Annotated in this window: 17 protein-coding genes; 4 read left to right on the top strand and 13 right to left on the bottom strand. The window is 69.0% G+C overall.

Going from position 1 to position 20902, the window contains the following annotated elements; translation table 11 throughout:
- Nucleotides 1–39 precede the first annotated feature (39 nt).
- A complete protein-coding gene (locus ACOGXE_RS07460) occupies nucleotides 40–1674 on the top strand; it encodes an RNA polymerase sigma factor (protein ID WP_419933488.1) in 1635 nt (544 codons plus the stop codon).
- Nucleotides 1675–1723: 49 nt separating this feature from the next.
- Here ACOGXE_RS07460 and ACOGXE_RS07455 read toward each other — a convergent pair whose 3' ends face one another.
- From ACOGXE_RS07455 to ACOGXE_RS07430, 6 genes are all read right to left on the bottom strand, one after another.
- Nucleotides 1724–2512, bottom strand: a complete 789-nt coding sequence (locus tag ACOGXE_RS07455; protein WP_419933315.1) for an SDR family NAD(P)-dependent oxidoreductase — start codon at nucleotides 2510–2512, stop codon at nucleotides 1724–1726.
- A gap of 91 nt (nucleotides 2513–2603) precedes the next feature.
- Complete coding sequence (locus ACOGXE_RS07450; RefSeq protein WP_419933314.1) at nucleotides 2604–3401, bottom strand: SDR family NAD(P)-dependent oxidoreductase; 798 nt, start codon at nucleotides 3399–3401, stop codon at nucleotides 2604–2606.
- A 1-nt stretch (nucleotide 3402) separates the two neighbouring features.
- Nucleotides 3403–4071, bottom strand: coding sequence for a nitroreductase family protein (locus tag ACOGXE_RS07445; RefSeq protein ID WP_419933313.1), 669 nt, complete (start codon nucleotides 4069–4071; stop codon nucleotides 3403–3405).
- 45 nt (nucleotides 4072–4116) lie between these two features.
- Nucleotides 4117–4995 carry a DNA-formamidopyrimidine glycosylase family protein gene (locus ACOGXE_RS07440; RefSeq protein WP_419933312.1) on the bottom strand — a complete coding sequence of 293 codons (879 nt, stop codon included), beginning with the start codon at nucleotides 4993–4995 and terminating at the stop codon, nucleotides 4117–4119.
- 6 nt (nucleotides 4996–5001) lie between these two features.
- On the bottom strand, nucleotides 5002–5517 hold the full coding sequence (locus tag ACOGXE_RS07435) for a hypothetical protein (RefSeq protein ID WP_419933311.1): 516 nt from the start codon (nucleotides 5515–5517) through the stop codon (nucleotides 5002–5004).
- Nucleotides 5518–5612: 95 nt separating this feature from the next.
- Nucleotides 5613–6989 (bottom strand): hypothetical protein, encoded by a 1377-nt coding sequence (locus ACOGXE_RS07430; RefSeq protein ID WP_419933310.1) that lies wholly within the window; start codon nucleotides 6987–6989, stop codon nucleotides 5613–5615.
- A gap of 90 nt (nucleotides 6990–7079) precedes the next feature.
- Here ACOGXE_RS07430 and hemB point away from each other — a divergent pair, with 90 nt between their 5' ends.
- Entirely contained in the window at nucleotides 7080–8060 is a 981-nt protein-coding gene (hemB, locus tag ACOGXE_RS07425) for a porphobilinogen synthase (RefSeq protein WP_419933309.1), read from the top strand.
- 8 nt (nucleotides 8061–8068) lie between these two features.
- Here hemB and ACOGXE_RS07420 read toward each other — a convergent pair whose 3' ends face one another.
- From ACOGXE_RS07420 to dnaE, 6 genes are all read right to left on the bottom strand, one after another.
- Nucleotides 8069–8743, bottom strand: coding sequence for an MIP/aquaporin family protein (locus ACOGXE_RS07420; RefSeq protein WP_419933308.1), 675 nt, complete (start codon nucleotides 8741–8743; stop codon nucleotides 8069–8071).
- A gap of 83 nt (nucleotides 8744–8826) precedes the next feature.
- Nucleotides 8827–11037 carry a peroxidase family protein gene (locus tag ACOGXE_RS07415; protein WP_419933307.1) on the bottom strand — a complete coding sequence of 737 codons (2211 nt, stop codon included), beginning with the start codon at nucleotides 11035–11037 and terminating at the stop codon, nucleotides 8827–8829.
- 270 nt (nucleotides 11038–11307) lie between these two features.
- Complete coding sequence (locus ACOGXE_RS07410) at nucleotides 11308–12483, bottom strand: zinc-dependent alcohol dehydrogenase (RefSeq protein WP_419933306.1); 1176 nt, start codon at nucleotides 12481–12483, stop codon at nucleotides 11308–11310.
- Nucleotides 12484–12499: 16 nt separating this feature from the next.
- Nucleotides 12500–14521, bottom strand: a complete 2022-nt coding sequence (thrS, locus tag ACOGXE_RS07405; protein WP_419933305.1) for a threonine--tRNA ligase — start codon at nucleotides 14519–14521, stop codon at nucleotides 12500–12502.
- Nucleotides 14522–14601: 80 nt separating this feature from the next.
- Nucleotides 14602–14781 (bottom strand): hypothetical protein, encoded by a 180-nt coding sequence (locus tag ACOGXE_RS07400; RefSeq protein ID WP_419933304.1) that lies wholly within the window; start codon nucleotides 14779–14781, stop codon nucleotides 14602–14604.
- A gap of 126 nt (nucleotides 14782–14907) precedes the next feature.
- A complete protein-coding gene (gene dnaE / locus ACOGXE_RS07395) occupies nucleotides 14908–18468 on the bottom strand; it encodes a DNA polymerase III subunit alpha (protein ID WP_419933303.1) in 3561 nt (1186 codons plus the stop codon).
- Between the two features lie 153 nt (nucleotides 18469–18621).
- On the opposite strand from dnaE, the gene ACOGXE_RS07390 reads away from it, so the two are divergent.
- Nucleotides 18622–19467, top strand: a complete 846-nt coding sequence (locus ACOGXE_RS07390; protein ID WP_419933302.1) for an HDIG domain-containing metalloprotein — start codon at nucleotides 18622–18624, stop codon at nucleotides 19465–19467.
- A 39-nt stretch (nucleotides 19468–19506) separates the two neighbouring features.
- Nucleotides 19507–20328 (top strand): TerC family protein, encoded by an 822-nt coding sequence (locus tag ACOGXE_RS07385; RefSeq protein ID WP_419933301.1) that lies wholly within the window; start codon nucleotides 19507–19509, stop codon nucleotides 20326–20328.
- Here the strand turns inward: ACOGXE_RS07385 and ACOGXE_RS07380 are convergent.
- Complete coding sequence (locus tag ACOGXE_RS07380; RefSeq protein WP_419933300.1) at nucleotides 20325–20816, bottom strand: pyridoxamine 5'-phosphate oxidase family protein; 492 nt, start codon at nucleotides 20814–20816, stop codon at nucleotides 20325–20327. The genes ACOGXE_RS07385 and ACOGXE_RS07380 overlap by 4 nt on opposite strands.
- Nucleotides 20817–20902 lie beyond the last annotated feature (86 nt).

The following is a 20902-nucleotide window of genomic DNA, read 5'->3' as shown; positions in this document are numbered from 1 at the left end:
GGAGCGATGGCGCTCCTGCTGTTCCCACGCGTGACTGCTATGGCCCTGCGCCTTGAAGACAGAGATCTGGTCCTCGCGTACCAGGCCGGCGACGATGATGCGTTCGCCGAGCTGGTGCGGGAGTACCGACCGCAGCTGCTCGGTCACGCGCGCCGCAAGCTCGGTTGTCCCGAGGCGGCTGAGGACGCCGTGCAGGAGGCGTTGGTGCGGGCGCTGCGTGCCATGCCGCGCTTCAACGGCAACTACCTGGTCGGTCCGTGGCTGCACCGCATCCTGTCGAACGTCTGCAGCGACGAGGGCAACCGTAAGCGCCGGGAGGGCGAGAAGACCGAGCGGTTCGCGTCGAACGACCGGGCGCTGAACCCGCCGTCGACCATCGAGGACGAGCTCGGTCTCGACATCGACGATTCAGAGCTGGCCGACGCCGTCGACAATCTGTCCGAGCAGTACCGCGAGGCGCTCATGCTGCGCTTCGTCGAAGAGCTGAGCTACGAGGAGGTCGCCGCCAAGGCCGGTGTGTCCGAGGAGAACGCCCGGGCACGGGTGTCCAGGGCACGCAGTGCTGTCCGCGCTGCCCTGAAGCTGGCGGCCGCTGCGCCGGTGGCGCTGATCGGACTGCTGCGTCGCGGCGAGCGTGCCGCTGCCGCGGTGACCAGCCAGTCTTCGCCCGGTGCCGGCCGTGCCGCACTGAACTCGGCCATGCCGGTGCTGACCGAGGCAGCCCCGATGGCGTCGCGTGCGGCGGCTGCGACGGCGAATGCCGCGACCGTCGGCGTGCCGGTGGTGGCAAAGGCCGCAGTCGGCTTCGGGTTGGCGACCGCAGTGATCGCCCCGACGGTCGACTCGCCGGTGCACAAGGCGGCCGACCGGGTGCTGCCCGACTCGGTCATGGAGGTGCTGACGCCGCTGGCCGTGGCGTTGCCGGCACCCGATGCGCCTGTCGTGGTGCCCGCCGCTGTTCCGGCGAGCGGTGTCGCCGACGTGAGTGATCCGGCTGGTGCCGAGGGCTCCGCCGTGTCGGCGCCGGCCGCCGTGGCAGCCGCTCCTGAGCCCGAAGCAGCCCCGCAGGTGGTTGAGGCGTCGGCTGCTGCTGTTGTTGCCGCACCTGCGGTCGACGACGGCGTCCAGGTCTCAGAGACGACGGCTGAAGCCGTGCCGGAGATCATCGAGACGAGAGTCGCGTCCGAGGTCGTGATCAATCCCGATCCCGAGACCACGGTGAGCGACAGCAGCAGCGTCCAGGGCGCCCAGTTGACGTTCACGCCGTCGGGTGCCGACCGCTACGACGTGGCCGGTTCGCTGGCGTTGCAGGTCACGACGACGACCACGATCACCGATGGCGATCAGGAGACCTCCGAGTCGATCACCACCACCGAGTCGGTTGCGGTGATCTCGCCCAGCTCGGCATCGCTGGAGGCTGCCGACCCGGCGATCGACGAGCGCCGCTTCAGCGCTTTGCTGGTGTTCGCCCCCGGCGACGACGGTGCGTCTGCCGAGATGCGCCTGGCCGCCCGCGGCACGGCGAACGACGACGGCTCGCTGGCCATGACCGGCTTCTTCACCGCCACCGGCACCGAGTCGCTGCCGCTGGCCGAGCGAGGCACCATCTCGGGCACGCTCACCCTCGACGCCGAAGGCATGCCCGCCTCCCTGTCGATCACCCTCATTCAGTAAGCACCGGCCGGGCGCCGCCAATCCGGCATCGGCCGGACGACGGACGCGGTCAGGCGTTCTTGATGAGGAGGCCGCCGTCTACGGGGAGCACCGCGCCGGTCATGTACTGGCTGGCGGGCAGGCAGAAGTTGAGCGTGCCGTGGGCCACTTCCTCGGGCTCGGCGTAGCGACCCAGCGCCGTGCGGCGCTTGGCGAAGATGGTCTTGTGCTCCTCGGAGATCTCCGCCGTCATGGCGGTGCGGATCGGGCCGGGGCAGATGCAGTTGACCGTGATGGCCTCGCGGCCCAGCTCCACGGCCAGTGACTTGGTGAGGCCGATCACGCCGTGCTTGGCGGCCGTGTAGGGCGAGCCGAACTTGGTGGCGCCCCAGCCCTCGGTGGAGGCGATGTTCACGATGCGGGCCGCGTCCGACTGGCGCAGGTACGGCAGGGCCGCACGCACGGTGTAGGTGTGCGCGGTCAGCAGCACCTCGAGCGAGATGGCCCAGTTGTCCTCGTAGCCCTCGTCGTCGATCGGCGAGAAACGGGAGATGCCAGCGTTGTTGATGAGATGGTCGATGCCGCCGAACCGCTCGGCCACCTCTGCGGTGACCTGGTTGACCCGGTCACGGTTGGCCACGTCCATCGTCCAGCCCGCGGCCGAGCCGCCGGCGTCGTTGATCTCGGCCACCACGGCATCCACCTCGGCTTGGCCCAGGTCGGTGACCGCCACGTGCGCCCCCTCGTCGGCGAACAGGTGGGCCGTGGCCCGGCCCTGGCCCATGCCCGCACCGGTGATCAGCGCCACCCGGCCCTCGATCGACCGGTTCAATGTCGACAGTCGCTTCGTCGTCCCCACAGCAAATCTCCTCGTTGAATGTGTCCTCGTTGAATCTGTGCTCGCTGAATTCGGTTGTGCCGCGCGCCGTTGTCCGCGGCGTGCGGCCTGCTCAGCCGGTCTGCCAGGCGGTGCCGCCGTCGATCTTGAGCACTGAGCCGGTGGTGTAGCTCGACGCCTCCGAGGCGAAGTAGAGCGCAGCGCCCACCACCTCATCGGCTTCGCCGCCGCGGCCCAGCGCGATCTCGTTCTCGGCCCGCTCGTTGAACGCGTCCATGTCCCAGGCCTTGGAGATGTCGGTGAGGAACGGCCCGGGCATGATGCAGTTCACCCGCACGCGGGGCGCGTACTCGCGGGCGAACGACTGCGTGATGGCGTGGATGCCCGCCTTGGCCGCCCCGTAGGCCGTCTCGTTGGGCGAGGGCGCCACGGCCGCCACCGAGCTCACGTTGATGATCGAGCCGCCCCCGGCTTCGTACATGCGCTTGCCGAACACCGCCGAGGCCCGGAACGGGCCCTTCAGGTTCACGTCGATGACCTTGTCGAACAGCGCCTCGGACACCTCGTACAGCGACGGGTACAGGGGCGACAGGCCGGCGTTGTTCACCAGCACCTCGCAGTGGTCGAACTCGTCGTAGACACGCTCGCACAGGGCGTCGTTCTGGTCCCAGTAGCCCACGTGGCACTCCACCGGCAGCGCCCGCTGGCCGGTCTCGGCCTCGACCTCTTTGGCCAGCGCCTCGCAGTTGTCGAGCTTGCGCGAGGCGATCACCACGTCGGCACCGGCCCGGGCGAACGCCAGCACCATCTCGCGGCCCAGCCCCCGCGAACCGCCGGTGACCACCGCCACCCGGCCCGACAGGTCGAACAGCGCTGCGTTCGACTCGGCAGCTGGCCTCTGATCGGCCATCTCAGCGGCTCCAGGAGTTCCAGCTCATCACCGAGTCGAGATCGGTGCGAGTGGCCAGCTTGAACTCGGTGCCCACGGTGTAGGCCACCGGGCTCAGCGCGTACTGCCGCACCTTGTCGTAGGGGATGCCGAGGATCTCCGCGGCTTCCTTCTCGTAGCCGAGGTGCAGCGTGGTCCAGCAGGTGCCCAGGCCGCGTTCACGGGCGGCCAGCATGAAGCTCCACGCTGCGGGGATGATCGAGCCGGCCTGGCCCACCATCATGCGGGCGTCGTCGGTGCGGCCGGTGATGCAGGGCAGGAACAGCACCGGGCTGCGGTGCATGTTCTCTGACAGGAACTCCGCCGACGAGGTCACCCGCGCCTGCTGCGCCTCGCGCTGGGCGCCCAAGCCCTCGCCTACCCGGCCGGCGTACATGGGGCTGTTGCGGTAGGCGTCGAAGCCCTTCTTGTACAGCGCCGAGATGGCCTCGATTTTGTCGCGCTCGGTGACGAACACGAAGTGCCAGCCCTGCATGTTCGAGCCCGTCGGGGCCTGCACGGCCAGCTCGACGCACTCCCGCAGCACCGATTCGGGCACCGGCCGGTCGAAGTCGAGCCGCTTGCGCACTGCCCGGGTGGTCTGCAGCACTTCGTCGGCCGACAGGCCCAGTCTCAGTCCAGTTTCAGTCATGGCGCAGGAGCGTAACCGGCGCCCGTTCCGCGTACCGGGGCGCATCTAGCGGAGGAACTTGCTGGTGGTGTTGTCGGCCAGGATGCGGCCGCTGGTCTGGCAGCCGGCGCAGTAACTGACGGTGTAGTCGCGGTACTCGACGGCTCGCACTACGTCGCCGCAGACGGGGCACGGCTGGCCGGTGCGGGCATGCACCGCCGAGGGGCGCTCAGCGGACCGGCTCATCTGGGGGAGTTCCCGTTCGGCGGCCAGTGACTCGTCGACGACGGCGCCGATGGCGGCCACGACGGCCTCGACGCCCTCGCTGTCCATCCGGCCGGTGGGTGCGAACGGCGACAGCTTCGCCCGGTGGCAGACCTCGTTCGCCAGCCGCCGCCCGAGCCCGGACATCACCCGCTGGTCGCGCAGGAAGTTGTGCAAGCGCGCCGGATGCGCCGCCATGAGCTCAGCCATGCCCGCTGTGTCCACCTCGGTGGCTTCGGGCCCCAGCCCGGCCAGCGGCTCAGCTGCGTGAACATCGCCAGCCAGCACCCACACGCCTGCCCGCTTCTGCGTGCCCGGCTCGGTGAGCATCAGCCCCAGCCCGCTCTCGAACTCGAAGCGGGCCAGCCCATCGCGGGGCCGGCGCGGTCGCTTGGCGTCGGGCTCCAGCACCCGCAGCCGGCCGCCCTGCATCAGGTGCACCACGAACGTCAGGCCTGCGTTGCCGCTGTCGGAATCACTCGACGGGGGAGCGAGGTGCAGCAGCAGGAACTTGGCTCGCTGGCTAATGCGTTCGAGCGACCAGCCGACGGCGTCGTTCGGCTGCGGGCTGGCGGTCTTGAGCGCCGTGAACGACAGCGGCTCGAACCGCTTGAGCACCCCGCCGGCCGCCAGCGCCTCCAATCGTTCGGCGTGCGCCCGGATCTCAGGTATCTCGGGCACGAGCCGTCAGCCTCCGGCGCCGCTGGCCGGATCGTCGCGGTCATCGGCGCCGTTGCTGGGTGCGCCGTCCTGCTCACCGGCGAGCGCTGCGCCCAGGGCCGCGTCCACCACGGCCAGCGCCTCGGCAGCGGCGATCAGTACTCGCACGTCGCCGCTGATCTTGATGAGGCCCGCCTGCATCGCCGCCAGCGCACCGAGCTCCCCCCGCCGCACGGCTGTGGCGGTTTCCCGGGATTGGCTCATCACCACGGTCCGGTCATCAGCATCCGCGGTCCCCTCGGCCTCGTCGGCCCCATCAGGACCATCGGCACCATCGGCACCGTCGGCATTGCTGACGTCCGCGCCGTCAGGCACCGGCTCGAGGTGTGCTCGCCCGCTGTCCAACACGAGCCGGTACGCAACCACCGGTCCGCCGTTGCCGTCGCCGATCCGCTGCTCCACGGTGGCGTGCACCTCGGGCAGCTCCACGTCGGCGAGCACCTCGGACATCGCAGCGCACCACGCTCGGGAACCGATTTCCACGCCAGCGAACCTATGCCACGCATCAATCCGGTGTCACGGTCGTGCTGCCCGGCGCACGCCGCCCGGCGGCACCGTTCTGCCCGAACCTGCTGGTCCTATTCAGGCCGGACGAACTGCAAGATGCACTCTGTCGAATTCGTCTGGTACCGGAACGGCGCATAGTCATCTGCGCTGTGCGAGTAACCCCGGACGCGCTCTCCTGCGGTGAGCAGCACGGGTTCCCATGCGTCCCGCCGGCTGAGCTGGTCGGGATCATCGGTTTCCTGCAAGACCAGGTATCTGCAGGTGTCGCTGGGGTTGTGCCAGCGCCACCAGCCCGCAGCGATGCCCTCCCCGACCGCACACGAGACATCGGGATGGTCTCTGAGCGAGTACGTCGTCCAGTCGAGCTCGGTCGCCGGTTCGGCGCCCGTGTGCGCATGCGCATAGCACGACCGCTCGGGACCGAAGAAGTCGAGGATGCACTGGGTCGCCGTGGTGCTGATCGTGAACGGCGCGAGATCGTCTGCGCTCGCTGAGTAACCCCACACGCTCTCGCCCGCTGTGAGCAGCAAGAGCTCAGATGCGTCACGCCGACGCAGCCGATGACGATCAGGGTCGTCGGCGTCTTGGGTCACCAGATATCTGCAGGTGTCGCTGGGGTTGTGCCAGCGCCACCAGCCCGCAGCGATGCCCTCCCCGACCACACACGACACACCGGCATGATCGTCGGGGGAGGCCTTGGACCAGTCGAGCTGGGTCGCGGGTTCGGGTCCGACATGCGCGTAGCACGTCCAATCAGCCTCGCTATCGACCTCGTCGACCCCGACCAGATCTGTTGTGTCGTCAAGTTCGGGCATGTCGCGGTCACGCTCGCTGCCGTGACGCTGCGCATAGACGTCGATGCCGCTGGTGTAGCTGCCGACTCGTTCGAGGAAGCACCGCACAGGGTTGGTGGAAATCACCATCTCGTCGTGGTTCGGCTGGGGCGCGAACCCCAGCACTATCTCGCCCTCCGCGAGCACGACCGGGCCGCGTGCATCCAGCCACCAGATGTCATCCACTGGACTCGCGTAGGACCCGTCGGGCCGTCGGGGGTGCGGGGAAACGGCGATGTACAGGCAGTTGCCGCGCGAATTCGCGGCCCACTGCCACAGTCCTGGTGCAAGCTCGACTCCGACGACCCCGCTGGTCTCGTCGAGGCAATACGTGCCGCAATCGAACTTGTACTCCTCCCGCAATGGCTCGCTCTCAGTTTCACCTTCAGCCTCGACGTCCATGCCGGCGCCATCCTCCGCACCAGCCGCTTCGGTCGTGGTCGGTGGTGCAGCCGTTGCTGTCGGCGGCGGCTCAGGCGCCGCCGTGGTGGTTGCAGCATCCTCCGTGGTTTCGTCCGGCGCGTCGTCCACGCCGGTGCACGCCGTGGCTGCGAGTACCACGACGGTCACGACGAGCATCCAGCGCAACGCCGAGGCCCTCCGTCCCGTCTTCACGCGGGTGAACTTACGTCATGGGCGTCGAGATCGGCGTGGCGCGGCGTACGCCGGACTCTGCCCCGAGGCTGCCGCCAATAGCATTGAAGGGTGACGTTTCCGTCTCGCCGCCTTCGTCGGCTGCGCCGCACCCCTGCACTGCGCCGGCTTGTTGCCGAGACGACGGTCAACCCGGGCGACCTCATCGCCCCGCTGTTTGTGCGTGAGGACGCCACCGAGCCGCAGCCGATCATCTCGCTGCCGGGTGTGGTGCAGCACACCCAGGAGTCGCTGCGCAAGGAAGTGAACGAGCTGGCCAACCTCGGCATCAACGGCGTGATCCTGTTCGGGCTTCCCGCCCGCAAGGACCCCGTCGGTTCCGAAGCCTGGAACCCGGACGGCGTGGTGCAGGTGGCGTTGCGCAACCTGCGAGACGACCACGGCTCGGAGCTGGTGATCATCGCCGACCTGTGCGTCGATGAGTACACCGACCATGGGCACTGCGGGGTGCTGACCGATGCCGGCGACGTCGACAATGACGCCACGCTCGAGCTGTACCAGCGAACTGCGCTGGCACAGGCTGAGGCCGGCGCCGACATGGTGGGGCCGTCGGGGATGATGGACGGGCAGGTCGGGGCGATCCGCCAAGCGCTCGACCGCAACGGCTTCGAGCACCTGCCGATCATGGCCTACTCGGCGAAGTACGCCTCAGCCGAGTACGGGCCGTTCCGCGATGCCGTGGATGTGACCATTGCGGGCGGCGGCGACCGCAAGGGCTACCAGCAGGATCCTGCCAACGCCCGCGAGGCCATGGCTGAGATCGAGCTGGACATCGCCGAAGGCGCCGACATCATCATGGTGAAGCCGGCGCTGGCCTATCTGGACGTGATCGCTGCCGCACGGGCCCGCTTCGACCTGCCGCTGGCCGCCTACCACGTGTCGGGCGAGTACGCGATGCTCAAGGCCGCTGCCGCCAACGGCTGGATCGACGGGGACGCCACCGCAGTCGAGCACCTCACGGCCATCAAGCGGGCCGGTGCCGATCTGATCCTCACCTACCTCGCACGCGAGTTCGCCGAGACCCTGCAGTAGCCCCCCGCTCAGCGCTGCGGGTGCGTGATGCGTGCCACCCCGATGGCGCAGAGCGCACCGATGAGCTGCGCCACGATGAACAGCGGCGCGCTGGCCGGGGCGATGCCGGCGAACGTGTCGGAGAACATGCGGCCGACGGTCACCGCCGGGTTGGCGAAGCTGGTCGATGAGGTGAAGAAGTAGGCGCCGCCGATGTAGGCGGCCACGGCGAAGGCAACGAACTGGGTCCTGCCCGAGCGCACCACGCCGATGATCACGATCACCAGCCCGAACGTGGCGATGATCTCCGACAGGAACGCCGCCCCGCTGATGCGGTCCTTCGTCGACCAGAACACGGCGTCCAGCTCGAAGATGACGTTGGCGGCGACGACGCCCAGGATCGCCCCGGCAACCTGGGCCAACACATACAACCCAGTCATCCGGTTGTCGAGCTCGCCGGCGAGACGCGCCCACAGCGTCACCGCCGGGTTGAAGTGCGCCCCCGACGTCGACCCGAACAGCAGGATGAGGCACAGCAGCGCCCCGGCCGTGGCCATCGAGTTCTCCAGCAGCTGCAACCCGACATCGTTCGGGCTGAGCCGCTCGGCCATGATCCCCGAGCCCACCACGCTGAGCAGCAGGAACCCAGTGCCGACGAACTCCGAGGTCAGCCGGCTGGCCGTGGTCTGGCGCAGAGCTGGCACCGGGACAGCCTGCCAGCTGCGGGCAGACGAACCCTGTCTCCGCGGTGACACCGGGTCTGCGCCGACCCCCGCCCACTCGACGGCTAGTAGAAGACCAGCGGCGGCGTGTACGTGACCGTCGCCGGTGCGGGCTGTCGAGCGACCAGCTCGCCGAGACTGCCGGCGCTGTCCAATGCAGCGCCGATGGCAGACGCCGCGCCGTTCGCGGTTGCGCTGCCATCCGGTACGACAAAGACGTTGTCGCTCATCTCGCTCCCGACGGACGTGTTGCGGCGAATGACGTCGGCAAGGGTGGTGCCGCGCACCTCGTCGAGCAGGCCGGTGTTGGCCACGAAGAACGGGTCATTCTCGAACCAGAAGCGGTCGCCGTCACGCAGGCGCCGGAACTGGTCGCCGATGACGGCCTGCAGCGTCTCGCCGACCGATGCGCCCTCGGCATGGTCTTCGGCCAGCGCGGCAGGCCACAGGTCCAGATCGTCGACGTCGCCGTAGGCGTCAGCGAGGGCCTGCTGGACGTTCGCGTCGGAGCTGATGTCGGCGAAGCCGGTCACCGGGTCCAAGCCGTAGGCCTCGCGCACGGTGTTGAAGTCGCTGAGGCCGTGGTCGCGCCCACGCTGGATGTTCAGCGCCGCCAGATCGAACACGGGTCCGCCGGGTCCCCGCATCAGGAAGTTGCGGACATCGTCGATGACCAGCGCGTCCACGTTCTGGGCCTGCTGGGAAGCGAAGCCCCGCAGCACCTCGGCGATGTCGTGATCGTCGTAGAACGCCGGGCGGAAGAATGCTTCGCGGAGCTCCACGTGGGCGGACTCGCCGCCGCCGTCCAGCAGGTGCAGATTCGACGACAGCAGCGTGTGGCCGACCCGGTAGGACGCGGCCGAGAACTCGCTGGCAATGGTCGCATCGACGTCGGCGTCGTAGCCCGCGTAGGTGCCGAGCGCGTCGGGACCCAGCAGCAATGGCAGGAACTCGCTGTAGGTGATGTTCTGGATCACAGCGCCGACGATCTTGCGCGCCAGTTCGTAGATCTCGTCGCCGCTGAGGTCGGGATTCTCAGCAGCGATGAGGTCGGCCAGCCGGTTGTGCTCGCGCACGAACAGCGTGTGCATCGCGATCAGGCCGATCTGCTCGTTGACCCGCAGATCTCCGGCCACGAACAGGTTGGTGCGGTGCGCCCCGCCCTCGTTGTCGAGTCCTTGCGTGTTGTAAGGCAGGAACTTGCCGCCGCCCGAGGTGTTGAGCTTGCCGGTGCCGTCGTTGGTGCGCAGCGCGCCGGCCCGGGCGCGGTCTGAGCCGTACACCTGCGAGCCGTCGACGAACGCGGTGAGCGCGTTGATCTGCCGGCGAGGATTGCCGGTGCCGGTGCCCGTGCTGGCATCTGCCGCGGAGCGGTGCAGCTCGATCGTCATCTCGCCGGCGCCCATGGGGTCGAACACCGAGTCGCCGCTCGGCACAGCAATCGAGAACACTTCGCCGAGGTTGTCGGGGCTCAAAGTGATGTCGTGATCGATGAACTGTCCCCACTGCCACACCAGGTCGCTGCCCCCCACGATGTGCGTCACCGATTCGTCCTGGGCGAAGACGACGTTGCTGATGGTGCGGGCGTTCGGCCGTCCCGTCGTCGGCGTCGACACCCCGTCGGCGTAGGCGTCGGCGGCTTTCTTCAGCAATGCGATGCCCGCCGAGCCCCAGGTCGGATTGGCGGCGTTGTTGCGTCGGCCGTCGAATGCCCGGGGCGTGAAGCTCTGCGGGAATTCCTCCAAGCTGATCGCAATCGTGTCGCCGCGCTCCCAGTCGATCTCGACGTCGTCCCAGGTGTAGGTCCCAGCGTCGATCGTGGCGTCGGCAAGGTTGAGTCCGAGCGCACCGAGCCGCAGCCGCAGCGCGTTGGTCTCGTCGGACAGCTCTGGCGCGACGGTGAAGCTGACCGCGCCGATGCCGGCGCCTGAGGTCGCCGGGGTGAAGGTGGCACCCTGCACCGAGTGATCCGCTTCGTTCCAGGTGAAGGAGGCATCGGTGAGATCACCGCCCAGCGATGATCTGTACCCGAGTCGGCCCGCGATGCTTCCGACCGTCAGGTCTGCCTCCCAGACGCTGCTGCCCCCGTCAGGAACCCAGTCGAGAGCATCCTCGTCGTCGATGTCGTCGACGACTGCGCCGACCGGAGCGGTGCCGTCGTCGGTCCGCTCGACGCTGAGGGCTCGGCTCTGCAGGGGCGGCGCAGCCACTGCCAAGACGAGGCCCAACGTGACTGCAGGCGCGACGAGGCGACGGAACGGGGGCAGGTATCGCACGGGGGACGCGCTCCTTGAGACGATGCGACCGGGCCGCTGCCTCTGATGGGGGATGTGAAATCACAACAGCCCCCGTCCACCGCTCGGGGATGCAACTTCCCCATGCTGTGGTCGGAGGCTGAGCGCCGAACCGTAACGGTGCCGCTAGGTCAGGGGAACGTCATTTGGCTGAGGGTTCCCTATGGACTCCCTGAGAGATTCCACTGCCCATGTCCTTGACCTGAGCCGCGCAATATCCAACAATCCCCCAGCTCGAATGCCCGACAGCGCTCAGCCTTGGCGGAGGTCGAAGGCGATCTTGGTGGAGCCTCGGGCGCCGGCGTTGGCGGCGTGCTCGAGGGCGTTGCGGTACTCCTCCAGCGGGTACAGCGCGGACACCAGGCGGCCCAAGTCACAGTCGCGCACCAGCTTGATGGCGGCTTCGAAGGTGTGGCCCCCGTCAAGCCTCGGCTCGGTGCCATAGCAGTACGCACCGACCAGCTCGGTCTCGCGGTGCCACAGCGCCGACAGGTTCAGCTCGACGTTGGCGGGCATGCCCAGCACCACCACGCGGCCGCGGGGCCGGGTGAGGGCGATGGCGTCGGTCAGCGACTGCGATGAGGCCACCGCGTCGATGGTGACGTGCGTGCCCGAACCCAGCGTCTCGCCGATCACCCGGGTGCCGGCCGCCCGGCGCACGGCCCGGCCCAGCTCGTCGGGCGACACGGCCAGGTCGGCGCCCAGCTCGCGGGCCAGGCGGCGCTGGTGGCTGTAGCGCGCGCCCACCACGATCGCCGCCACGCCGGTGAGCTGGCGCAGCGCTGCCACCGCCACCAGGCCCATGGTGCCGGCGCCGATCACCGCTGCCGTGCCGCCCTCGGTCACACCCGACCGCAGCGCGGCATGCACGCCTGCCGCCGTCGGCTCGATCATCACCGCCGCCTCGTCGGACAGATCCTCGGGGCCCAGCGAGCCCAACGAATGCAGCTGCGATTCGTGCGCAGCGAACATCTCCGACCAGCCGCCCCCGGTGGAGGCGCACGACCCGGTCTGCAAGCCGGCCTCGATCTCGCCGCCGATCAGGTGGCCGTAGTCGTCGCCGTCGGCAGGGGCGGCGTCGGGCCACGGCGGGGCGAAGCCGTGCGCCTCGTGGCCCAGCACCGGCTCCAGCACTACCCGGGTGCCGTCTTCGGTGTGCCCCACCACCTCGTGGCCGGGCACGAACGGGAACGACACCAGCGGCTCGAAGTAGCGCGACACCTTGCCGTCCACCGTCGCCAGGTCCGACCCGCAGATGCCCGACAAGGCCGGCTCCACGTACTGCCAGCCGTCGCCGGGCAGGTCCGGCGGATCCATCTCGGTCAGCCGCAGCGGGCCGACGCCCGCACCCGAGCCGGGCTTCAGCTTCCCCGCAGCCATCGCCGCGGCGAACCGCAGCTCCTTGCGCTCGAAGACCAGTGCCTGCACGCCCGCCCGCCGAGCCTCAGCTGCCGTCCGGGTCCGTGGCCGCACTCACGTCGACGGCCTTGCGTTCCACCTCGTCGGCCAGCTGCGCCATGAACTCCGCCAGCGGCACGTCGCGCTGCACCGGCTGCCCGCGCGGGTTCACGCCCACCGTGCCCGCCGCCACGTCGTCGTCGCCCACCACCAGCACATAGGGCACCTTTTCGAGCTTGGCTCGCCGGATGCGCGCGCCCAGCGGGTCGTCTGCCGGCACGGTCTCGGCCCGGAATCCGGCCTCGGTGAGCTGCGCTGCCACCTGCGACGCGAACGCGTCGTGGTCGGCACGCACGCCCATCACCACGGCCTGGGTGGGTGCCAACCACGGTGGGAACGCACCCGCATAGTGCTCCACCATCACGCCGAAGAACCGCTCGATCGAGCCGAGCAGCGCCCGGTGGATCATGATCGGCCGGTGCACCTCGCCGTCGGCGCCGGTGTAGCGCAGGTTGAACCGTTCGGGCAGGTTGAAGTCGACCTGGATGGTGGACAGCTGCCACGAGCGCCCGATCGCGTCGAGCACGTCGATGTCGATCTTCGGCCCGTAGAACGCCGCCTCGCCCTCTGCCTCGGTGTAGTCGTGCCCGCGCCGATCCAGCGCGGACCGCAGCGCTGCGGTCGCCCGCTGCCAGCCCTCGTCATCGCCCACGTATTTCTCTGGATCCTGCGTGGACAGCTTGAACTCGAAGTCGTCGAAGCCGAACGCAGCCAGCACCGACAGCACGAAGTCCAGCAGGCGCTCGATCTCGTCGCCCAGCTGCTCGGGTGCCACATACAGGTGGCTGTCGTCCTGGGTGAAGCCCCTGATCCGCATCAGCCCGTGCAGGGTGCCCGAGCGCTCGTAGCGGTACACGGTGCCCAGCTCGAACAGCCGCAGCGGCAGCTCCCGGTACGAGCGCTGGCGCTGGTTGAAGATCAGGCAGTGCATGGGGCAGTTCATCGGCTTGGGGTAGTAGACGCCGTTGTCCATCTCCATCGGCGGGTACATGCCCTCGGCGTAGAAGTCGAGGTGGCCTGAGGTCTCGAACAGCCGGGCGTTGGCCAGGTGGGGCGTGTAGACGAACTCGTAGCCGCCCGCTTCGTGGCGGTCGCGGCTGTAGTCCTCCATGATCCTGCGGACCACAGCGCCCTTCGGGTGCCACACCGCCAGCCCGCCGCCCAGCTCGGCAGGGAAGCTCAGCAGATCCAAGTCGGTCACCAGCCGCCGGTGGTCTCGCTTGGCGGCTTCCTCCAGCCGTTCCAGGTGGGCGGCCAGCTCGGCCTTCGAGCCCCACGCGGTGCCGTAGATGCGCTGCAGCATCTGGCGGTTCTCGTCGCCCCGCCAGTACGCCCCCGCCACGCGCATCAGCTTGAAATGACCCAGCCGCCCGGTGTCAGGCACGTGCGGGCCGCGGCACAGGTCCACGAACTCGTCGGTGTTGCGGTAGGTGGTGATGACCCCGCCTTCGGGACCCGACGCGGGGTCGTCGGCTTCGCCGTCGAGAATCTCGATCTTGTAGGGATGGTCGGCGAACAGCTCATCCGCCGCAGCCCGGTCCACCTCTGCCCGGATGAACGGCTGCCGTGCCGCCACGATCGCGCGCATGTCGGCCTCGATGGCCTCGAGATCCTCGTCGGAGAATGTCCGCGGCCGTCCGCCCTCGTCAGCCCCCAAGTCGAAGTCGTAATAGAAGCCGTCAGTGATCGGCGGCCCGATCGAGAAGGTGGCGCCCGGGTAGAGCCGCAGCACCGCCTGGGCCAGCACATGCGCGGTGGAGTGGCGCAGCACTTCGAGTCCCTCGTCCGAGGAACCGAATACCAGCGACACCGAGGCGCCGTCGGGCAAGGGCCGGTTCAGGTCGAGCTGCTCGCCGTCGGCCACCGCGATCAGCGCATCCTTGGCGGCGCGCCGCCCCAGCGACGCGGCAAGGTCGGCACCCGTGGCGCCTGCGGGCAGCTCGCGGTTCTGCCCGTCGGGCAGCACCACATTGACCGCGGCTGCGGAGGCCTCGCTGAGGTCGCTCATCGGACTGCACTCACGAACCCGGCTTACCAGACCGGATTCGTCGAACCGGTCTCATTTTCTGGGGCGGCATGCCGCAGCAACTATCTCCCGCCGCCGGAGAACACGATGTTGATGAGGACGATCAGGAACAGCAAGCCGGCCAGCACCCAGAGCTTGTCCGCAAACTGGAAGCTCTTGAACTTCGCGAACGGCACCATCATCTTGTACGGGTCCTCGAGCGACTTCCCGTCGACCTTGCGGGTATCGGCGTTGCTGCCCATGAGTGCTCCTGAAGAAACTGTTCAGCGGCCGATGCCGCGGTCCGAGAAGGGGGTTCGGCCGCGCTCGCAGCCAACGGGGAAGACTAGTGGCCCGGCTCGGTCGTGGCGGAGCGACCCTGCCGCCGGCTAGGTGCGCACGGCGTCGGCGCCGAGCAGTTCCCGCAACGGACCAGCGAGCGTGGTGGCGTCGACCCAGCGCGATTCGGGCAACTGCACCACCGAGCCGCCCACCCGTATGTGCACGGGCGCATCGCCCGGGCACTCCGACAGCATCCGCTCGAACGCCTCCAGCCAGTGCTCGTCGATGTCGACCCGTTCCACATTCAACGACACGGGCACCGGGCCCTTGCGCAGCTCCAGCGCCTCCACCTCGTTGGCCAGGAATGCCGTCTCGCCCTCGCCCCGGCGGTCGGGCCGGCCCCGCACCAGCACCACGGCGTCCTCGGCGAGCGTCGCGCCGGCGGCAGCGAACCCCTTGGGGAACAGCGTCACCTCGATGGAGCCGGACAGGTCCTCGAGCATGAATCGGGCCATCGGATCGCCGCCGCGCGTGTAGCGGCGCTGCAGGCTCTGCACCACGCCGCCCAGCGTCACCCACTGCTGGCCGCCGTCGGGGTTGGGCGCCAGATCGCCCAGACCGCTCACCGAGCAGGTCACCGAGCGCCGCAGCTGCGCCTCGCCGCCGCGCAGCGGATGGTCGGACACGTACAGCCCCAGCAGCTCCTTCTCCCAGGCCAGCGTGTCGCGCTCGGAGGCCTCGATGTCGGGGATCTCGATGCGCTCGTCAAAGCTGGGACCTTCAGCGTCGCCGCCGGCACTGGCGTGGCCGTTGCCGCCCGCGAACAGCGACTGCACCCCGGCAGCGTCCTCTTCGCGCCGTCGCAGCGCCGACTCGACGATCTGCTCGAACACCGCCAGCAGCCCGCCCCGGCTGTGCCCGCAGGTCTCGAAGGCGCCCGCCTTGATGAGCGACTCGGTGAACCGCTTGTTGAGCACCTCGCGCGGCACACGCATGCAGTAGTCCTCGAAGTCGGCAAACGGTCCGTTGGCGGCGCGCTCGGCGAGGATCGGCTCGGCCACCTTCAGGCCCACGTTGCGCACCGCCGACAGCCCGAACGGGATGGTGCGCTCGTGGGCGGCGAAGTCCAGCTCGGAGCGGTTGATGTCGGGCACCAGCACGTCGATGCCGGACTGGCGGCAGTCGGCCAGGTACACGCCGGCCTTGTCGATATTGCGCTTGGAACCGGTCAGCACGGCCGCCAGGAACTCGGTGCGGTGGTTGGCCTTCAGGTAGGCCGTCTGGTAGGCGATCAGGCCGTAGGCGAAGGCGTGGCTCTTGTTGAACGCGTAGTCGGCGAACGGCTCGATGATGTCGAAGAGCTGCTTGCCCAGGTCCTCGGTGTAGCCCTTGGCCACGCTGCCTTCCACGAACTTGGTGCGGTGCTCGGCAATCTGCTCGCGGTTCTTCTTGCCGCACGCCTTGCGCAGGTCGTCGGCCTCGGCCATGGAGTAGCCCGCGATCTCCTGGGCCACCCGCATCATGGACTCCTGGTAGATCATCAGCCCGTAGGTCTCGTCGAGCAGCTCGGCCAGGTCGGGGTGCGGCGGCGTGGCGGGCTGGCGGCCGTTCTTGCGGTGCGCGTAGCTGTTGTGCATGTCGGCGGCCATGGGGCCGGGCCGGTACAGCGCCACCAGCGCGCAGATGTCCTCGAACCGGGTGGGGCGCATGGACTGCAGCAGCGAGCGCACCGGCGTGGACTCCAGCTGGAACACGCCCATCGTGTCGCCGGCGCACAGCAGCGCGAAGGTGGCGGCGTCGTCCAGCGGCACCGAGTCGATGTCGAGCTGTGTGCCGGTGCTGCGCTCGACGAGCCGCACGGCGTCGTCGATGATCGACAGCGTCCGCAGGCCCAGGAAGTCCATCTTCAGCAGACCCAGGTCTTCCACGCCGCCCATGTCGAACTGGGTGACAATCGGCGCCAGTTCGGGGTCGGTGCCCGACTCGGGCTTGCGCTGGATGGGCAGGTACTCGGTGAGCGGCTCGGGGCTGATCACCACCGCCGCGGCATGCACCGAGTCCTGGCGGATGAGGCCCTCGAGCCCGCGGGCCACGTCCACCACCTCACGCACCTCGTCGTCGGTGGAGTACATGGTGCGCAGCTCGGCCGCAGCCGCGTACCCGTCGGCGTGCTTGTCGTCGCGTTCGAGGCAGGCCTCGAGCGGGGTGTCGCGGCCCATGATCAGCGGCGGCATGGCCTTGGAGATGCGGTCGCCCAGCGAGTACGGCTTGCCCAGCACCCGGGCCGCATCGCGCACGGCCGCCCGTGCCTTGATGGTGGAGAAGGTGATGATCTGCGCGACGTGGTCGTGGCCGTATTTCTGGGCCGTGTAGTGGATCATCTCGTCGCGGTGGCGGTCGTCGAAGTCGATGTCTATGTCGGGCATCGAGATGCGGGCCGGGTTCAGGAACCGCTCGAACAGCAAGCCGTACTTGATGGGGTCGAGATCGGTGATGCCCAGGCAGTAAGCCACCACGCAGCCGGCCGCCGAGCCCCGCCCGGGCCCCACCCGGATGTTGCTCTCACGGGCGTGGCGGATGAGGTCCCAGGTGATCAGGAAGTAGCTGCTGAAACCCATGTCGGAGATGACCCGCAGCTCATACGCGATGCGCGCGGCAGTGCTCTCGGGCACGTTGGAGCCCCAGCGCTTCTTCGCCCCCTCGAACGCCAGATGCCCCAGGTAGGCGTCGGCGTCGGCGTGGGGGGCGGGCACCTCGAAGTGCGGCAGCAGCACCTGTCCGAACTCGATATTGGTCTCGGCCCGGTCGGCGATGGCCAGCGTGTTGTCGCACGCCTCGGGGAATTCGCTGAACACCGCCCGCATCTCGGCGGCGCTCTTGAGGTAGTGCTGGTCGCCGTGGAACTTGAAGCGGTCGTGGTCGCTGCGCAGCGACCCGGTCTGGACGCACAGCAGCGCGTCGTGCGCCACCGCATCGTGCTGGTGGGTGTAGTGCAGGTCGTTGGTGGCCAGCAGCGGGGCGCCCAGGTCGTGCGCGATCTGCAAGAGCTGGGGGTTGCACTCATGCTGGGCGCCGATGCCGTGGTCCTGCAGCTCGACATACAGCGAGTCGCGCCCGAAGATGTCCTGCAGGCGGCCGGCCCGGCGGCGGGCCTCGTCGTAGTCGCCTGCCAGCAGGGCCTGCTGCACGACGCTGCCGAGACACCCGGTAGTGGCCGTCAGGCCCTCGGCGTGGTCGGCGAACATCTCCCAGTCCATCCGGGGCTTGTAGTAGTAGCCCTCGAGGAAGGCGCGGCTGGCCAGCTTGAGCAGGTTGCGGTAGCCGGCATCGCTGTGGGCCAGCAACGTCAGGTGGTAGTAGAGCTTCCCCCCGCCCTCGCCGTCGTCGCCGGTGTCGTCCACCTTGGCGTTCTTGGCGCGGTTGCGGTTGGGGCGCTCGTGGCGGCTCTCGAGCGCCATGTAGGCCTCGGTGCCGATGACCGGCTTGATGCCGTGCGCCTTGCAGGCCCGGTAGAAGTCCAGGACCCCGTACATGTTGCCGTGGTCGGTGATGCCCAGCGCCGGCTGACCGTCGGCCGCCGCCGCTGCGACGACCTCGTTGATGCGCGCCGCGCCGTCGAGCAGGGAGTACTCGGTGTGGGTGTGCAGGTGCACGAACGACGCTGCCACGCTGCTCCTCGATCTCGTCTGAAGCGGGCCGTGTTTCGAACATAGACCGGTCGCCTCGCCGCGGCGTGAACCCGCGCCGGGCCGCGGTGCGCAACGCCCAAAACCCCCAGAAACATGGTTGGAGAGCGGCGCGCCGGGCAGCATCATGGAGGGATGGCCACCCCGCACCGCGCGCCCGAGCGCGACGACGCCGACGAGCTCGAGCTCGACCACGGTGCCGTGCTGCCCTGCGACGAGCTGAACAGCGTGCTCGTGGTCGACGATCCCCGCGAGGGCCTGTGGGAGCTGGTCGACAGCGGCTGGGCCGATGAGCATCTGCCCGAGCTGCCCGCCCTGGCGCTCGAACAGGATCCGATCCATCGCCACAAGGACGTGCTGGCGCACACGATCGCGGTGGTGGCTCAGAGCCCGCCCCGCCTGCGTGTGCGGCTCGGGGCGCTGTTCCACGACATCGGCAAGCCGTTGACGCGCCAGATCGGCTCGGGCGGCGTGACGTTCCGCAATCACGAGGCCGTCGGCGCCAAGCTCACCCGCAAGCGGATGCCGGTGATGGGTTACGGCCAGGATCTGACCGAAGAGGTGGCGCGTCTCGTGCACTTGTCGGGCCGCTTCAAGGGCTACGACACCGGCTGGACTGACGCAGCAGTGCGGCGCTATGCCCGCGACGCCGGGCCGCTGCTGGGCGACCTGAACGACATGGTGCGCAGCGACTGCACGTCGCGCAATGTGAAACGGATCGAAGCGCTGCACGACGCACTCGACCGGTTCGAGGTGCGCATCGCCCGGCTGGCCCGCGAGCAGACTGCCGCGGAGCTGCGCCCCGAGCTGAACGGCGACGAGGTGATGACCCACCTGGGCCTGGCGCCGGGGCCCGAGGTTGGCCGTGCCATGAGGTTCCTGCTGGAGCTGCGCCGCACCGAGGGTGAGCTCGGCGCCGACGAGGTGCGGTGCCGTCTCGACACCTGGTGGGCTGCCCAGGACGCTGCCGCCTCGCCATAGCGACGGCGAGGTCGCGGCTCCGCTCTAGCGTGTGCAGCCGTGGATTGGGTGACTGCTCCGGATGTGTGGATCTCGCTGATCACGCTGACGGTGCTCGAGATCGTGCTCGGCATCGACAACGTGATCTTCATCTCGATACTCGCCGGTCGGCTGGGCGGGAAGGAGGCCGAGCGGGCACGCGTGGTGGGCCTGTCGCTGGCCATGGGGATGCGGGTGCTCTTGCTGCTCGGCATCTCGTGGATCGTGCGGCTGACGACGCCGTTGTTCTCAGTGTTCGGCCACGAGCTGTCGGGGCGCGACCTGATCCTGCTGGGCGGCGGCCTATTCCTGCTCGGCAAGGCCACGTTCGAGATCCACCACAAGCTCGAGGGCGACGACCATCAGGGCGACGAGGCCCGCGCCGGCACCACATTCGCCAAGGTGATCTTCCAGATCCTCGTGCTCGACCTGGTGTTCAGCCTCGACTCTGTCATCACCGCCGTGGGCATGGCCGACCGGGTGGGAGTGATGATTGCGGCGGTGGTCATCGCGGTCGGCGTGATGCTGTGGTCGTCAGGGCCGGTGATGCGCTTCGTGGGCAAGCATCCGACGGTCAAGATGCTGGCGCTGGCGTTCCTGCTGCTCATCGGCATGTCGCTCGTGGCCGAGGGCGCCGAGTTCCACATCCCGAAGGGCTACATCTACTTCGCCATGGGCTTCGCGGTGCTGGTGGAAGCGCTCAACCTGCGCATGAAGCGCAACCGCCAATCCCGCACCCCGCCCGTCGAGTTCCACGAGCGCCGCATGCCGGATTTCGCAGCCGCCGGTGACGCAGGCGACTCCGACGACGCGCCGACCGCTGGCGACGGATCGTCTAGCTAGGCGACGCGCCGCTCCACCAGGCCGCCCGCTGGGGTCCAGGTTTCTACGACGAGGTGATGGCCCTCGACGCGTACGAGCACGGCGCGAGCGATCCTGGCGGTGAACAGGGCCATCGGGGTCGCGTCGTCGATCTCATGGTGATGCCCCCGCAGAAACGTCTCGAGCTCGGAGGCGTCGGCTGGGGCCACCTCGCCTTCGATGCGCGCATCGCCGCTCTGCAGCTCCCCGCTCTCGGGTGCAGAGTGCAGCCCGAACCGGGGGTCACGACGCAGGTCGGCCGCCTTCGTCGAGTTGCGGCCCATTCCCAGCCAGAGGTGCCCGTCGCGGATGGGGGCTTCCATGCCCGACATCCGGGGCGAGCCGTCAGCGCGGAGGGTGGCCATGACCGCATGCAGGTGGCTCTCGAATCGCTGCTGCATCCGCTTGGCCAGATCGCCGCAGGTTGCGGCGAAGCCCCCCCAGGTCACGGGATCACTGGTTGCATTCATGTGCTGTCCTCGGCTCTGTGCTCCGCGTCATTCTGCATGGCCTGCGTGGCTACCGTCGCGCCGTGACGCTCGGACGTGCAACAGCA

The organism is Candidatus Poriferisodalis sp., assembly GCF_965208555.1.
GTDB lineage: Bacteria > Actinomycetota > Acidimicrobiia > Acidimicrobiales > Poriferisodalaceae > Poriferisodalis.
Note: the sequence above shows the minus strand (reverse complement) of the source record. Positions and strands in the feature narration are given on the sequence as shown.

Bases quoted from the DNA above. Each gene is read 5' to 3' on its own strand.
- ACOGXE_RS07390 (WP_419933302.1), top strand. From the start codon at position 18,622: ATGGCCACCCCGCACCGCGCGCCCGAGCGCGACGACGCCGACGAGCTC.
- ACOGXE_RS07445 (WP_419933313.1), bottom strand. From the start codon at position 4,071: ATGACTGAAACTGGACTGAGACTGGGCCTGTCGGCCGACGAAGTGCTG.
- ACOGXE_RS07400 (WP_419933304.1), bottom strand. From the start codon at position 14,781: ATGGGCAGCAACGCCGATACCCGCAAGGTCGACGGGAAGTCGCTCGAG.
- ACOGXE_RS07450 (WP_419933314.1), bottom strand. From the start codon at position 3,401: ATGGCCGATCAGAGGCCAGCTGCCGAGTCGAACGCAGCGCTGTTCGAC.
- ACOGXE_RS07380 (WP_419933300.1), bottom strand. From the start codon at position 20,816: ATGAATGCAACCAGTGATCCCGTGACCTGGGGGGGCTTCGCCGCAACC.
- thrS (WP_419933305.1), bottom strand. From the start codon at position 14,521: ATGAGCGACCTCAGCGAGGCCTCCGCAGCCGCGGTCAATGTGGTGCTG.
- ACOGXE_RS07460 (WP_419933488.1), top strand. From the start codon at position 40: ATGGCCCTGCGCCTTGAAGACAGAGATCTGGTCCTCGCGTACCAGGCC.